Source organism: Lentzea sp. NPDC059081 (genome assembly GCF_042738015.1).
Taxonomy (GTDB): Bacteria; Actinomycetota; Actinomycetes; order Mycobacteriales; family Pseudonocardiaceae; genus Lentzea.
Map to the genome: position 1 here is coordinate 18735 of NZ_JBHYGW010000007.1, position 14282 is coordinate 33016.

Genomic DNA, 14282 nt, shown 5'->3' on the forward strand with positions numbered 1-14282 from the left:
CGGAATCCGCACCAAACAACGCAACAGCAAGCCGCCCAAAGCAACCGGCGTGCCATCAACCCGCTAACGGCGCTGGCCGGTCTTTGATCAGTTGGCGGGGTCCGGGGCAGAGCCCCGCTCTGTAAACAGGAACCCAACACGCCAACAAAACCACCAGCCACCCAAATCAAGGCATGCTCAACCGAACCCCCCACCCAGGATGATCCGTGTACCTCATCCCATACCGAGAAGACCCGACAAACCCCAACGAGCCAGAAAACACAACATGCTGAACATCGGAATCCCCCTTCCGAACATACCCGGAAGGAACACACTTCTGCACGTTCTCCGGATCAGAAGTGTCGTACTCCAAGTTGAAATCCCCACCCACAACAGCCACCCCCACCCCCTCAGCAGCCAAAACCCCAGGAACCACCGAGAACATCAGCTCCTGACACTGCCCCAACGCCACCGCCTCAGAAGAAGCAGACAAATGCGTAGAACAAGCCAAAAACCCACCAACGGCAACCAAACAAGCATAACTGCGCTGCTCATTACCGGAGTCCTGCCGAGCGTAAGTTCCCCGAAAGACCCGAACCCCTCGATCACTCCCGGCAGGAACCCGAACGACAACCCCGTTCCCGTAATCCTGCCCGTTCAAGCACTTCACCGGCATCCCGGTGTCACGCCGAACAGCAGGGTTGAACACCGAATAGACAACGTCCCCGGGCCAGGCGGCAACCACAGCGGGAACCAACCGATCAGGCAGATCCGAGGCACAGATCTCGTTGACCGTCACCACATCAGGCCGGACAGAACGAACGAGATCAGCCCCTTCCCCCACCGACCGCCCCTGCGAATAACACCCGGCGATCCCGCTGTTGCACAGGTTCATCTGCAACACCGAAAATCCCCGAGCCGCCGAAGCAGAGGACACCACCCCGGGCACCAGCCCCAGAACCACCGCCGCCACGACACCACACCGCAGTCCGACCCTCCACAGCCCAACCCTCCGCAGACCCACGCAGAACCCCTCCTCCACCCGGCCGAGACCCCAGCAGTACCGCAGGAACGGGCCGCGCACCCTAGCCCCAAGACCGGTTCCGCGGCAGCGTGACGATCGCACCTGTCGAGGTGTGGCCGGCCGAACCAAGGGGTATCCCGCTCGAATGGCCCACGACACGCCGGACCTCGCCGCTCGCCTGACGGAGATCGCCCGCCGCCTGCAGAAGCAGCGCGGCGAGCAGGAGACCCTGGACGCGATCGCGCACTCCGCGGTCGGCACCATCCCGGGCGCCGAGCACGCGGGGATCATGACGGTGACCGGCCGCAGGCAGGTCGAGACCGTGGCGACGACGGGTGCGCTGCCGAGCGAGGTCGACCGCGCGCAGTTCGACTCGGGACAGGGCCCGTGCCTGACGGCCCTGTACGAGGAGAAGGTCGTCTCGGTGCCTGACGTCGCCACCGACGAACGGTGGCCGCGGTTCGCGCGGGAGGTCGCCGACGTCAAGGTCGCGAGCATGTTGTCGTTCCAGCTCTTCGTGGAGAACGAGGACCTCGGCGCGCTCAACCTGTACTCGTCCACGGTGGACTCGTTCGACGACGAGTCGCGGCACGTCGGCTCGCTGTTCGCGGGACACGCGGCGATCGCCCTCGCGTCCGCGATGGAGCGCGAGCAGCTCGGCGCGGCCGTGCACACCCGCGACCTGATCGGCCAGGCCAAGGGCATCCTGATGGAACGTCACCAGATCGACGCGGACCAGGCGTTCACGGTGCTCGTCCGCGCCAGCCAGCACACGAACCTGAAGCTGCGCGACATCGCCGAGCAGCTGGCCACGACGCGGAAGCTGCCGACGCGGGACGACTGAGACCGCGCGGAGGTGGGAAACTGTCGTTCGAACGGCTAAGGTTCAGGGTGAGCAGTTGAGCCTGCAGCTGCGTCCCTTCTCCCGGCACGAGGCCGAGAGGGACGAGGAGGCACTGCCATGCCGAACATCTTCCCGATGCACGTCCAGCGCGAGGTCAACGGACTCGCGGTCGTCGTGCGCGCCACCGGTGAGATCGACCAGACCACGGTGACCGCGCTGAGCGCCGAGCTGCGGACCGCCGTCGCGATGGCGACGCCGCCCTTCCCCGTCGTGGTCGACCTGACCGGGGTCACGTTCTTCGGCTCGGCCGGCCTCAACGAACTGCTGAGACACGAGCGCGACGCCGCCACCGCGGGTGTCCCGTTCCGGATCGCGGCCTCCCACCGCGTCGTGCTGCGCCCGATCTCGATGTCCGGACTGGACGGGGTGCTCCACGTGCACCCGGACGTGCGCAGTGCGCTGGCCCCCGAGCGGACCGTCGGGAGGGCCGGCTGAGCTGACCGATGTGGACACTCCTCAGTGGACACGTCGGCCGCGTTCAGGTTTGCGCGTCACCCGATCGGGTACCAGTCCGTCCGACCCGAAAGCGGAAGGCGGACAGTGGATCCAGGCTCCTTGCTGTACACCGGCGCGGGCCTCGCGACGTTGGCCGCCGCGCTGCTCCCCCGGCTCCTCGACCGCGTGCCGGTCTCGATGCCGATGGTCTTCCTCGGTGCGGGCGCCCTCACGTTCTCGGTCGTCGACGCCCTGCCGGACCCCGACCCTGACCGGCACGGCACGATCCTGCTGCACCTCACCGAGATCTGCGTGATCGTCTCGTTGATGGGCGCGGGGCTGGCGCTCAACCGCGCGGTGAGCCGCAGCGGCTGGGCCACCACCTGGCGCCTGCTCGCGATCACGATGCCGCTGTCGATGCTCGCCGTCGGCCTGCTCGGCTGGGCCGCGCTCGGGTTCGGGGTGGCGTCGTCGGTGCTGCTGGCGGCCGCGCTCGCGCCCACGGACCCGGTGCTGGCCAGTGAGGTCCAGGTCGCCGAACCCGCCGAGCACCCGGACTCCGACGAGGACGAGGCGCGGTTCGCGCTCACCTCGGAAGCCGGTCTGAACGACGGACTGGCGTTCCCGTTCACGTACGCCGCGATCGCGATCAGCATCGCCGGGGCGGCGCCGGCGTTGTGGCTGCCGCACTGGCTCGGCGTGGACGTGCTGTGGCGGCTCGCCTGCGGGCTCGCGATCGGCGTGGGCGTGGGCTGGTTGCTGGGCAAGCTGTTCTTCTCGGCGCCGTCGGAGAAGTTCCGCCTCGCGGAGCACGCGGAGGGGTTCGTGGCGCTCGCCGCGACGTTCCTCGCCTACGGCGTCACGGAGCTCGCCGAGGGCTACGGGTTCGTGGCGGTGTTCGTGTGCGCCTGCACGATCAGGGCCGCCGAACGGAACCACGGCTACCACCAGGTGCTGCACCGCTACGTCGAACAGGCCGAGCGCATGCTCACGGTGGTGATCGTGTTCCTGCTGGGCGGCGCCGCGGTGTCCGGCCTGCTCTCGGGCCTGCGCTGGCAGGAGGTCCTGGTCGCGGCGGTGGTCCTGCTGGTGGTCCGGCCCGCCGCGGGGTGGATCGGGTTGCTGCGCGGCAAGACCGGACCACGCGAACGCACGGTCATCGCGTTCTTCGGCGTCCGGGGCATCGGGTCGTTGTTCTACGTCACCTACGCGTTGCAGGAGGGCGACTTCGCCGGCCACGACACGATCTGGCGGGTCGTGGGCCTGGTCGTGATCGGCTCGGTCCTGGTGCACGGCCTGTCGGCGTCGCCCGTGATGGGCCTGCTCGACCGGAAGCGGTGGCAGAAGGGCGGCGAGAACGCGCCCCGGACCCCGGTCTAGGCGTCGACGAGGACCTTGCGGCTGTCGTAGTGCCAGAACGACCGCACGGACACCGCCGCGACGAGCACGACCGCGATGCACAGCAACGCCGCGCCGGACCAGGCGAGGGTGAACGTGGTGGTGGCGGCCATGATCCCGGCCCGCAGGTCGCCGAGTCGCGGACCGCCGCTGACGACCACGGTGAACACGCCCTGCAGCCGTCCGCGCAACCGGTCCGGCACGAAGCTCTGCAGGATCGACTGCCGGAACACGGCGCTGACCAGGTCCGCCGCCCCCGCGACGACCAGCAGCGCCACGACCACCCACAGCTCGCTCACGAACCCGGCGACGGCGATGGCGGCCGACCAGACCACGACCGCGAGCGTCAGCGCGACGCCCTGCCTGCGCACGCGGCCGATCCAGCCGCCCAGCACGCCCGCCAGGATCGACCCGATCGCGATGGCCGAGTACAGCGGGCCCACCCCGCCGTCGAACCGGGTGGCGGCGGCCTGCGGGAACAGCGCCTGCGGCGTCGCCAGCACCATCGCGGCGATGTCGACGGCGAACGACATGAGCAGCACCGGGTTGCCGCCGAGGAACCGCAGGCCCTCGACGACGGACCGCAGTCCCGGACGTCCCGCGAACTCCGGCACGCCGAACGACGGCAGGCGCACGGCGGCGTACAGAGCGGCGGTGAACAGGACGGCGTCGGCGGCGTAGGCGTAGCTGAACCCGCCGGGCAGCCCGACGAGGACACCGGCAATCAGAGGGCCGACCACCTGGCCGAGGGTGCCGATCGTGTAGTTGAGGGCGTTCGCGGCCGGTACCAGCTCGGCAGGCACGAGCAGCGGGATGATCGCACCGCGCACCGACGACGAGACCGCGAAGCTGCCCGCCTGCACCGCGACGAGCCCGAGGACCAGCACCGGCGACCGGACGTCCGCGAGGCTCTGGGCGAGCAGCCCGAGCGTCGCGGCCCACGACACCGACGACGACGCGAGGTAGAGCTTGCGGCGGTCGACCGCGTCCGCGACCGCTCCCCCGTACAGGCCGAACACGACCACCGGCAGCAGCCCGACGAGCCCGCTCAGCCCGACGACGAGCGACGAGCGGGTCAGGTCGTAGAGCTGCACGGGCACGGCGACCGCCGTGATCATCAGGCCGACCACCGCGGTGCCCTGCCCGGCGAACGTCCGGCGGAACGCCGGGATCGCGAGCGGCCGGGTGTCGGCGAAGAACCGTCTCATGCCCCCACCTTGATCGGCAGCGGCCCCGAAGACTTCCGATAAACTGTCGTCCTGTGTCGGAAAGCCGCCATCACCACACGCCCGGCGAGGTGATCGCCCGCCACCGGCACGACGGCGAGCACCAGCTCCTCTACGTCAGCAGTGGCGTCTTCGCGGTGACCACCGAGCACGGCACGTGGGTCGCGGGCGCGCAGCGGGCGATCTGGACGCCGGCCCAGACCTGGCACGAGCACCGCGTGCACGGCCACGCCCAGGTGCACCTGCTCCGGTTCCCGCCGGGGGAGACGCTCTTCCCCGGCGACCGCCCGACCGTGATCGCCGTGACGCCCCTGCTGCGCGAGCTGCTGATGGCCTGCACCGAACCCGGCCTGCCGCCCGCCGAGGCACGCCGGCTGCGCGCGGTGGTCCGCGACCGCGTCCGGCGGGCCGACCTGGCGGCGATCACCCTGCCCACGGCCCGCGACCCCCGGCTCGCGCACGCCTGCCGGCTGGTGACCGACGACCTGGCCACCCCGCGCACGATCACCTGGCTCGCCCGGCGGGCGGGGACGAGCGACCGGCAGCTCACCCGGCTGTTCCGGGCGGAGTTCGGCAGCACCTACCCGCAGTGGCGCACGGCGGTGCGGGTGTTCCACGCGATGCTGGCCCTGAGCGCGGGCGCCTCGGTGACCGCGACGGCGCACCGGTGCGGATGGGCGACGACCAGCGCGTTCGTCGACGTGTTCGCGCGGACGACCGGGCAGACGCCGGGCGCGTACCAGGCGGGCGAACGGACCGGCGTCCCGCAGGGCTGACGCCTCAGGCGCGCTCCACCGGGCCGCCCAGCGCTCCCAGCACGGCCGCGACCACCAGCTCCGGCCGCGATCCCCCGGCCGCCGCCAGGTCCGCCGTGTCCACCGGCACCTCGTGCGCCTCGTGCAGCAGCGCCAGGTACACCTGCCGGCACCACCACGCCCCGGTCGCGGTGATCTCGCCCGCCGCGCGCAGCCGGGCGAAGACCCGGTCCAGCCGCTCCTCGACCTCCGGGCTCAGCCCCGTCTGGCACCCGCTCGGCCCGTTCAGCAGCTCCATCGCGAACCGGTGGCTGACCTTCAGCTCGAACACGATCTCCGTCAGCCGCAGGAAGACCTCCCGCGGAGGTGCCGTGTCCACCCACGACTGGTCGAGCGCGCCGAGGTAGCGCTGGTTGAGCTCCTCGGCCAGCGCCGCCAGCAGCGCCTGCCGGGAGGCGAAGCGGCGGTGCACGGTCGCGCGGGTCAGGCCGGCCGCCTCGCCGATGCGTTCGAGCGACGCCGACGGGTCGTCGGCCAGCACCTCGGCGGCCGCGGCCAGGATCCGCGCGGTGTTCTGCTCCGCGTCCGCCCGCAGGCGGCGTGTCCCGGTGGTTGCCATACCTAAACGATACCAGACTGTCGCACTTGTTGCGGTAAACGCGACAGATGTGTATCACTTGAAAGGCAACCACCCCAGAGAGGAACCACGTCATGGACCTGCAGCTCGAAGGCAAGCGCGTGCTCGTCACCGGGGCGAGCAAGGGGATCGGGCTCGCCGTCGTGCGGGCGTTCCTCGCCGAGGGGGCGTCCGTCGTCGCCACCGCGCGCAGGAGCACTCCCGAGCTCGCCGCCACGGACGCCGTGTTCGTCCCGGCCGACCTGTCGAGCCTGGACGGCCCGGTGAAGCTGGTCGAGGCCGTGCTCGCCGAGGACGACCGGCTCGACGTGCTGGTCAACAACGCCGGAGGCGGCGACGAGCGTCCGGAAGGGATGTTCGAGGACCCGTTCAGCGGCGACGACGACGCGTGGGCCAGCGTGTTCGCGCTGAATCTCAACGCCGCCGTCCGTGCGACCCGCGCAGCGCTGCCCGCACTCACGAAGGCACGGGGCGCCGTGGTGAACATCAGCTCCAGCAGTGCCCGCGACCCGCACACGGCACCGCTGCCCTACGCCGCTGCCAAGGCCGCGCTCAACGCGTTCACCCGCGGCCTCGCCGAAGCGGCGGGCCGGGCGGGCGTGCGGATCAACGCGGTCACCCCCGGCGCGACGCGCACCCCCCTCCTGGTGGGCCCGGACGGCCTCGTGGCGAGCATGGCGGCGAACCTCGGCGTCGACCACGCCACGCTGGTGGCGGGGCTGCCCGAGCAGTTCGGCATGGTGAGCGGCGACCTGATCGACCCGAGCGAGATCGCCCGCGCGGTGGTCCTGCTGTCGTCGCCGACGATGCCGAGCGCGATCGGGTCGAACTGGACCGTCCACGGCGGTCAGATGAAGTCCGCCTGAGCCGGGCCCTGGAACTGTCGACGGGCGGCTACCGGCCGCCCGTCCCGGCGTGGACCCTGCGGTAGCTCCACACCAGCAGACCGAGCAGGACCACACCGGACAGGATCAGGCTGCTGCCGGTGCTCCACCCGGCCAGGGGCAACGACTTCACGAGCCCCCACACCACGCCGGCCGCGACCAGCGCGAGTCCTGCCGCGACGGAGAAGGCGATGCGCAGCGGCGACGAGACGCTCTGCTCCGCCGCCTTCATGGCCTGGTCGCGCACGGGGTCGACGTAGCGCTCCAGCTTCGGGAACTCCGAGGCGAGCACGACCAGACCGGCGAGCACCAGCAGCAGTCCGGGCCCCGGCAGCACCAGCATGGCGACGCCGACGACGAGCAGCACCGCCCCGAGCACGATCACGCCGAGCCGCTTCACCGCTGTCCCCTCGCCACTTTCACCGTATAGCACGACCGGGGTCTTGCGGCAAGACCCCGGTGGTGCCGCAGAATCTCCCGCTTGCGCCGGGAACTGCGGAAACAGCACCGGTGCGAAATGCTGGGCAAGACGAACGGGGGATGTCGACGAATGACCGGCCACGTGCTCGAGCTCCGGGAGATCGACCGGACGCAGGTCGCGCTCTGCGGCGGCAAGGGGGCACATCTGGGAGAGCTGTCGCGGATCGACGGTGTCCGCGTTCCCGACGGTTTCTGCGTGACGACAAGAGCTTTCGACCGCGTCCTGCGGGACGTGCCGGCCATCGACGACCTGCTGGACCGGCTGGCGCGCCTCGACCAGGACGACCGCGACGCGATCCGCGAGACCAGCGCGGAGATCCGCCGCGCGGTGGAGGGCACCGCCGTTCCGGACGAGGTGGCGGACGCGGTCGCCCGCCACGCAGGAGAGAAGACCGCTTACGCCGTCCGATCGAGCGCGACGGCCGAGGACCTGCCGTCGACCTCGTTCGCGGGGCAGCAGGACTCGTACCTCAACGTCGTCGGGCACGCCGAGGTCCTGCGGCACGTGAGCCGCTGCTGGGCCTCGCTGTTCACCGAGCGGGCGGTGGTCTACCGGCTGCGCAACGGTTTCGGCCACCGCGAGGTGCGGATGGCCGTGGTGGTGCAGGAGATGGTGTTCCCGGACGCCGCCGGTGTCCTGTTCACGGCGGACCCCGTCTCGTCGAACCGCAAGGTGTCCTGCGTGGAGGCGAGCTTCGGGCTCGGCGAGGCCCTGGTGTCCGGGCTGGTGAACACGGACGTCTACCGGGTCCGCGACGGCGTGGTCGTCGAGAAGTCCCTGGCCGCCAAGGAGATCGTGGTCGAGGCAGTGCCGGGCGGTGGGACGCGCGAGGCGGCGGTCGACCCCGAGCGGCGGCGTGATCCCGCGCTGACCGACGAGCAGGTCGTGCGGCTCGCCGGGCTGGGCAGGACGATCGAGGCGCACTTCGGCCGGCCGCAGGACGTCGAGTGGTGCCTGACCGGCGACGGGTTCCAGGTGGTGCAGAGCCGCCCGATCACCACGCTGTTCCCCGTTCCCGAGGGCGACGGGCAGAACCGCGTCTACGTGTCGGTCGGCCACCAGCAGATGATGACCGACGCCATGCGGCCGCTGGGCCTGTCCGTGTGGCAGCTGACCACCCCGCGCCCGATGACCGTGGCCGGCGGGCGACTGTTCGTCGATGTCACGCAGATCCTGGCCACCCCCGCCAGCCGCGACGGGTTCCTCGGCGTGGCGGGCAGGTCCGACCCGCTGATGGGCGACGCGCTGCGCACCGTCATGGACCGCGAGGGCTTCCTCCCGACCGTCCCGGACGAGACGCCACAACCGATCCCCGGCGCCGAGCCCGCCACGATCGAGACCGACCCGGACGTCGTCACCGAGCTGATCGGCGCCGCCGAGACGTCGGTCGCCGCCCTGAAGCGCGAGATCGGGCACCGGTCGGGGGTGGACCTCGTCGACTTCGTCCTCGGCGACTTCGCGGAGCTGCGCCGGGTGCTGTTCGACGCGCGCAGCACCCAGGTGATCATGGCGGGGATGCAGGCGACCTGGTGGCTCAACGAGAACCTGCGGGACTGGCTCGGCGAGAAGAACGCGGCCGACACCCTCACGCTCTCCGCGCCCCACAACGTCACGGCCGAGATGGGCCTGGAGCTCCTCGACGTCGCCGACGTCCTCCGCCCGCACCCGGAAGTCGTGGCGCACCTGGAGAAGACGGGCGACCTGCTCGGCGGCCTGGACGACCTGCCGGGCGGTCCGGAGTCGCGGGACGCCGTCCTGGGCTACCTCGGCAGGTACGGCATGCGCTGCGTCGGCGAGATCGACATCACCAGGCCGCGCTGGAGCGAGCACCCCGCCACGCTGCTGCCCCTGCTGCTCGCCAACGTGCGGAACTTCGCGCACGGAGCCGGGCAGCAGCGCTTCGAACAGGGCCGGCGCACGGCCGCGGCGAAGGAGCGGGAGCTGCTGGAGCGCCTGCGGGAGCTGCCGGACGGCGAGCGGAAGGCCCTGGAGACCAAGCGGATGGTCGACCGCGTCCGCACGTTCGCCGGCTACCGCGAGTACCCGAAGTACTTCATGATCAGCCGCTACTTCGTCTACAAGCAGGCCCTGCTGGCAGAAGCGGACCGGCTGGTGCGCGCGGGCGTGCTCGACGAGACGGAGGACGTCTTCTACCTGACGCTCCAGGAGTTCCGCGAGGTCGTGCGGACGAACGAGGCCGACGCCGGGATCATCCACCGGCGCCGGGAGGACTTCCTTTCACACCAGGCACTCACGCCACCGCGAGTGCTCACTTCGGACGGTGAGGCGGTCGCCGGCACGTACCGGCGCGACGACCTGCCCGCCGGCGCGCTGGCCGGTCTGCCGGTCTCGGGCGGCACCGTGGAGGGACGGGCGCGCGTCGTCCTGGACCTGGCCGAGGCTGACCTGGAACCCGGCGACATCCTGGTCACGGCGCACACCGACCCGAGCTGGTCGCCGCTGTTCGTCGCGATCGCGGGCCTGGTCACCGAGGTCGGCGGGCTGATGACGCACGGCGCGGTGGTCGCGCGGGAGTACGGCCTGCCCGCCGTCGTCGGTCTGGAGCACGCCACCCGGCTGATCCAGGACGGGCACCGCATCCGCGTCAACGGCACCGACGGGTACGTGGAGATCCTGCCCGCGTGACGCCGTGCCGGTGACTCGCGGTCTCACAGCAGTCCGGAGGTGTGGGCGAGGACGGCGAGCCGGACCCGGTTGTCCGCTCCCGTCTTCGCCATCAACGCGGCCACGTGCGTCTTCACCGTCGTCACGCCCACGTGCAGGCGGTCGGCGATGTCCTGGTTCCCCAGACCCTGCGCGAGCAGCACGAGCACCTCGAGCTCGCGCGGTGTCAGACCGCTCGGCGGCTGTGGCCCGCGCTCCTGCCGGACGACCCGGCGCACGAGCCGCCGCAGCACACCGGGGCTGAAGGGCTGCTCCCCGGCGGCCGCCCGCCGCACCGCCGCGAGCAGCTCCTCCGGCGCGGAGTCCTTCACCAGGAACCCGTGCGCGCCCGCGGCCAGCGCCGGGTAGAGGTGATCGTCGTCGTCGAACGTCGTCAGCGCGACGACGCGGGCGTCCCGGTCGGCGGCGAGGATCCTCCTGGTCGCCGCGATGCCGTCGACCACGGGCATGCGCAGGTCCATCAGAACCACGTCGGGACGGCACCGGGCTGCCTGCCGCACCGCCTCGGCGCCGTCGGCCGCCTCGCCGACGATCTCGACGTCCGGCGCGCTCTCGCAGAGCATCCGCAGGCCGGCGCGGACGAGCTGCTGGTCGTCGACGATCAGCAGGCGGATCACGCCGGCTGCTCCTGACGCGGCACGGTGGCGCGCACGGACCAGCCGCGGCCGCTCGGGCCCGCGTGGAACGCCCCGCCGAGTCGCTCGACCCGCTCGGCCATGCCGGTGAGGCCGTGTCCCGCCGCGGCGGGTGCCGCTCCCCCGTCGTCGCGGACCTCGACCTCGACCCCGGCGGCGGACTCCCGGACGTCGACGAGCACGGCCGCCCCCGGTTCGGCGTGGCGCATCACGTTGGTCAGCGACTCCTGCACGACCCGCAGCACCACGAGCCGCCGCGCCGCGTCCAGTTCGCCGGCGGCGATCCGGGTGTGCACCGGGAAACCCGCGCGTTCGCACCTCTCGGCCGCCTGCCGCAACGCCGTGGCCAGACAGGGCGGACTCGCGCCCAGCGACGGGACCGACGGGTCGCGGAGCTCGCCGACCAGTTCCCGCAGGTCCGTCAGCGCCGCCGACCCGGAGGCGTGCACGTCGTCGAGCACCTCCCGGAACTGGTCGGCGCTCGTCGCGGCGTGCCGTGCCACCGCCGACCGCAGCACCATCGAGGACACGTGGTGCGCGACGAGGTCGTGCAGCTCACGCGCGACCGCGACCCGGTCCGCCTCGCGCGCGGCCTCGATCTCCGCGTCCCGCACCCGCAGGATCAACGCCTTCTCCTCGCGCTGCCGTGCGGCGAGCTCGCGCATCGACCGCAGATGGCGTCCGGCGAGCACAGGCACCCCGACCACCAGCACCGCCCTCAGCGCGACCGCCGGCAGCCGGTCGTCCTGCTGCGCGAAGAGGTAGACCACGTCCACCGCCAGCGCGACCGCGATCCCGGCCGCCAGCGGGCGCCACGGCCGGCGCATCGCCAGCTCGGCCAGCGAGAGCGCGGCACAGGCCTGGGCCTCGCCGAGCCCAGGGGCGCTCAGCAGGAACGCCGTCAGCACCAGCAGGCTCTGCGCGAGCGACACCGCCAGCGGGAACCGGCGGCCGGGCACGAACACCACCGCCGCCGTCACCGGGAAGACCCACGTGCCGAGGCCCAGGTCGGGAGCGGGAACGGCGAGCCACAGCGTCGAGGCGACGACCAGGGCCAGTGGCGCGAACCGGAGCAGCCCGTTCCACGAGTTCACGACCTCGATCGTAGGTCGGCCGCGTGCCCGCCACCTCCTCCCGCGGTAGGAGACGGCTCCTCCCCCAGGCCGTCCGGACAGACTCCGCGCAGGATGTGCTCGTGGGCCGGTGGTCGCGACGATTCGGGGCATGATCTGGTTCAAGGCAGGGTCGAAGACGATTCTCGTCATCAGGCTGCTGATGGCGGTGGTCTTCGCCTTCTACGGGTGCGTCAAGCTGTTCGGCGGCCAGTTCTACTACGGCGACTGGGAGAACCTGTCGAAGTCGACGGTCGACGGCACCTCGCTGGTGTGGCTGTTCTACGGCTACTCGCCGTTCTACGGCCGGGTGAGCGGGCTGTTCGAACTGGTGCCCGCCGTCATGCTGTTGTTCCGCCGCACCACGTTCGTCGGCGCGGGAGCCCTGTTCGTGGTCGGGCTCAACATCACGTTGATGGACTTCGCCTTCGACTACCCGTTCGTCAAGTACATGGCCACGCTCTACACCGTCCTTTGTGGAATCCTCGTCCTGCACGACCGCGCGCGGCTGCGCGAGGTCTTCGCCGACCCCGTGCGATGACCCCTCGTCATGCACGACCGGGTGGCGGATGTTTGGCTGGGACCGTGCCGAAGAGAAGTGTGTCCGCGACCAGGACCGTCCACGCCCCCGCCGGGCAGATCTTCGCCCTGCTGACCGACCCGGCGAAGCACCCGCTGATCGACGGGTCCGGCTCCGTCCTCGCCCCTCGCGACGGCGCGCCCGAGCGGCTCACGATGGGGTCCGAGTTCGGCATGGACATGAAGATGGGCCTCGCGTACCGGATCGAGAACGTCGTGGTGGAGTTCGAGGAGGACCGCCTGATCGCCTGGCGCCACTTCAACGGCCACCGCTGGCGCTGGCAGCTCAGGCCGCTCGGCGACGGCACCACCGAGGTGACCGAGACGTTCGACTGGTCGACCGCCCGCCTGCCGCTGCTGATCGACCTGTCGTTCTTCCCCCGCCGCAACAAGGCGGCGATCGAGCAGTCGCTGGAGCGGCTGTCCGCGCTGTTCGGCGCGGCTACCTGACCGACCGCGCCCGCACGAAGACCTCGTCCGCGCCGAGCCGGGTGAACAGGTCCTGGTTGGCCGACTCGCGGACGGCGGCGACGATGACCGCCGTCCGGTTGAGGTTGCGGGCGAACCCGGTGATCAGCAGGCCTTCCTGGTCCTCGGACACCGCGACGATCACCCGTCCCGCGAACTGGACGCCCGCGTGCCGCAGCACGCAGAGGTCGCGGCCGTCGCCCCTGACGATTCTCGCGTCGTTGGCGAGGGCGGCGGTGAGGGCCAGTGCGTCCGGGTCCACCACCACTACGTCGGGATGCAGTGGGATGTGTCTCAGGACGTCCAGGGCGGCGTCGCCGTAGCCGATCACGACCGTGAGGCCGGTCACTTCGAGTTCCTGCCTGTGCGCGTGTTCATCTCGGGTTCCTGCTGGTGCGCGTCTTCGTGTCGGGTCCTTCGCTGGTGAGCGCCTGCCTCTGCATACGCTGAGGTGTCTCGGCCTTGCGCGGTGGGCGGTCGTTCGCGATCAGGACGGCCATCCACGGCAGCGGGACGGACAGCAGGATCAGGGCCAGTGCCAGCCACCAGATCTTGGCGAACAGCACCGCCAGGACGATGCACGGGATGCGCAGGCTCATCATGATGGCGTACCTGCGTCGTCTCGCCGCCAGCTGGTCTTGGTAGGACGGGGCGGCTGAGGTGATCAGCACTGGGGTCTCGCGGTTGGGCGAGCTCACTTGCGGACCTCCGTTCTCTCCCCCTTGGTGTTCGTATCGGTTGCCGATCCGGTTTGGTTTCCATGGTGGGGCGTTGGGGGGCTGCTTGCACAACAGGTCGGGTTCCTCCCTTGCGTGGGGTTCCCCTGTTGCGTGGCGTTCCCCTGTTGCGGGCGGCGGGTTCTGTTGCGTGCTTTCCCTCAGGGGCTCTGCCCCCGAACCCCCGCCAATCTGATCTGGGGGTACCGCGCCCTCGGCGGGTTGATGGCACGCCTGGTGCTTTGGGCGGCTGCGCGTTGCGTAGGTGGTGCGGTTCGGGTGGGCCCCCGTCACGAGCCGAGCCAAGAGCGAGCCACGACAACGGAGGGGTGTCAAGTCGACGAAAAGCGTGTCGACTTGACAC

The 14282-nt window shown here is 71.1% G+C and carries 15 protein-coding genes; 8 read left to right on the top strand and 7 right to left on the bottom strand.

Annotated features, from left to right (window positions below; translation table 11 throughout):
- The first annotated feature begins 1148 nt into the window (after nt 1-1148).
- The 3 genes from ACFWV3_RS17705 (at nt 1149) to ACFWV3_RS17715 (ending at nt 3722) form a co-directional block, all read left to right on the top strand.
- Entirely contained in the window at nt 1149-1847 is a 699-nt protein-coding gene (locus tag ACFWV3_RS17705; RefSeq protein WP_382412367.1) for a GAF and ANTAR domain-containing protein, read from the top strand.
- A gap of 117 nt (nt 1848-1964) precedes the next feature.
- Nucleotides 1965-2342 (top strand): STAS domain-containing protein, encoded by a 378-nt coding sequence (locus ACFWV3_RS17710; RefSeq protein ID WP_382412368.1) that lies wholly within the window; start codon nt 1965-1967, stop codon nt 2340-2342.
- A 105-nt stretch (nt 2343-2447) separates the two neighbouring features.
- Nucleotides 2448-3722 carry a cation:proton antiporter gene (locus tag ACFWV3_RS17715; protein ID WP_382412369.1) on the top strand — a complete coding sequence of 425 codons (1275 nt, stop codon included), beginning with the start codon at nt 2448-2450 and terminating at the stop codon, nt 3720-3722.
- On the opposite strand, the gene ACFWV3_RS17720 is transcribed toward ACFWV3_RS17715, so the two are convergent.
- Complete coding sequence (locus tag ACFWV3_RS17720) at nt 3719-4948, bottom strand: MFS transporter (protein WP_382412370.1); 1230 nt, start codon at nt 4946-4948, stop codon at nt 3719-3721. The genes ACFWV3_RS17715 and ACFWV3_RS17720 overlap by 4 nt on opposite strands.
- A 53-nt stretch (nt 4949-5001) precedes the next feature.
- Between ACFWV3_RS17720 and ACFWV3_RS17725 the strand changes: the two genes are divergently transcribed.
- Entirely contained in the window at nt 5002-5742 is a 741-nt protein-coding gene (locus tag ACFWV3_RS17725) for an AraC family transcriptional regulator (protein WP_382412371.1), read from the top strand.
- A gap of 4 nt (nt 5743-5746) precedes the next feature.
- On the opposite strand, the gene ACFWV3_RS17730 is transcribed toward ACFWV3_RS17725, so the two are convergent.
- Nucleotides 5747-6340, bottom strand: a complete 594-nt coding sequence (locus ACFWV3_RS17730; protein WP_382412372.1) for a TetR/AcrR family transcriptional regulator — start codon at nt 6338-6340, stop codon at nt 5747-5749.
- 92 nt (nt 6341-6432) lie between these two features.
- On the opposite strand from ACFWV3_RS17730, the gene ACFWV3_RS17735 reads away from it, so the two are divergent.
- Nucleotides 6433-7224 (top strand): SDR family NAD(P)-dependent oxidoreductase, encoded by a 792-nt coding sequence (locus ACFWV3_RS17735; RefSeq protein WP_382412374.1) that lies wholly within the window; start codon nt 6433-6435, stop codon nt 7222-7224.
- A gap of 28 nt (nt 7225-7252) precedes the next feature.
- Here the strand turns inward: ACFWV3_RS17735 and ACFWV3_RS17740 are convergent, their stop codons facing one another.
- Complete coding sequence (locus ACFWV3_RS17740) at nt 7253-7642, bottom strand: PGPGW domain-containing protein (RefSeq protein ID WP_382412375.1); 390 nt, start codon at nt 7640-7642, stop codon at nt 7253-7255.
- 150 nt (nt 7643-7792) lie between these two features.
- On the opposite strand from ACFWV3_RS17740, the gene rph reads away from it, so the two are divergent.
- The gene (rph, locus tag ACFWV3_RS17745; RefSeq protein ID WP_382412376.1) at nt 7793-10369 is read left to right on the top strand and encodes a rifamycin-inactivating phosphotransferase; all 2577 of its coding nucleotides are present in this window, start codon (nt 7793-7795) and stop codon (nt 10367-10369) included.
- Between the two features lie 23 nt (nt 10370-10392).
- Here rph and ACFWV3_RS17750 read toward each other — a convergent pair whose 3' ends face one another.
- Together ACFWV3_RS17750 and ACFWV3_RS17755 are read right to left on the bottom strand one after the other, a co-directional pair.
- A complete protein-coding gene (locus ACFWV3_RS17750; protein ID WP_382412377.1) occupies nt 10393-11025 on the bottom strand; it encodes a response regulator in 633 nt (210 codons plus the stop codon).
- Nucleotides 11022-12137 (bottom strand): sensor histidine kinase, encoded by a 1116-nt coding sequence (locus ACFWV3_RS17755; RefSeq protein WP_382412378.1) that lies wholly within the window; start codon nt 12135-12137, stop codon nt 11022-11024. Before ACFWV3_RS17755 ends, ACFWV3_RS17750 begins: the two co-directional genes overlap by 4 nt.
- Nucleotides 12138-12267: 130 nt before the next feature.
- On the opposite strand from ACFWV3_RS17755, the gene ACFWV3_RS17760 reads away from it, so the two are divergent.
- Nucleotides 12268-12696: a hypothetical protein gene (locus ACFWV3_RS17760; RefSeq protein ID WP_382412379.1), complete on the top strand. Its 429-nt coding sequence runs from the start codon at nt 12268-12270 to the stop codon at nt 12694-12696.
- A gap of 44 nt (nt 12697-12740) precedes the next feature.
- Entirely contained in the window at nt 12741-13184 is a 444-nt protein-coding gene (locus ACFWV3_RS17765; protein WP_382412380.1) for an SRPBCC family protein, read from the top strand.
- Here ACFWV3_RS17765 and ACFWV3_RS17770 read toward each other — a convergent pair.
- Together ACFWV3_RS17770 and ACFWV3_RS17775 are read right to left on the bottom strand one after the other, a co-directional pair.
- Entirely contained in the window at nt 13177-13551 is a 375-nt protein-coding gene (locus tag ACFWV3_RS17770; RefSeq protein ID WP_382412382.1) for an NAD(P)-binding protein, read from the bottom strand. The two genes, ACFWV3_RS17765 and ACFWV3_RS17770, sit on opposite strands and share 8 nt — an antisense overlap.
- A 25-nt stretch (nt 13552-13576) precedes the next feature.
- Complete coding sequence (locus tag ACFWV3_RS17775; protein WP_382412383.1) at nt 13577-13900, bottom strand: DUF3099 domain-containing protein; 324 nt, start codon at nt 13898-13900, stop codon at nt 13577-13579.
- Nucleotides 13901-14282 lie beyond the last annotated feature (382 nt).

Coding starts and splice junctions, on each gene's coding strand:
- ACFWV3_RS17705 (WP_382412367.1), top strand. CDS start 1,149: ATGGCCCACGACACGCCGGACCTCGCCGCTCGCCTGACGGAGATCGCC.
- ACFWV3_RS17710 (WP_382412368.1), top strand. CDS start 1,965: ATGCCGAACATCTTCCCGATGCACGTCCAGCGCGAGGTCAACGGACTC.
- ACFWV3_RS17720 (WP_382412370.1), bottom strand. CDS start 4,948: ATGAGACGGTTCTTCGCCGACACCCGGCCGCTCGCGATCCCGGCGTTC.
- ACFWV3_RS17730 (WP_382412372.1), bottom strand. CDS start 6,340: ATGGCAACCACCGGGACACGCCGCCTGCGGGCGGACGCGGAGCAGAAC.
- ACFWV3_RS17735 (WP_382412374.1), top strand. CDS start 6,433: ATGGACCTGCAGCTCGAAGGCAAGCGCGTGCTCGTCACCGGGGCGAGC.
- rph (WP_382412376.1), top strand. CDS start 7,793: ATGACCGGCCACGTGCTCGAGCTCCGGGAGATCGACCGGACGCAGGTC.
- ACFWV3_RS17760 (WP_382412379.1), top strand. CDS start 12,268: ATGATCTGGTTCAAGGCAGGGTCGAAGACGATTCTCGTCATCAGGCTG.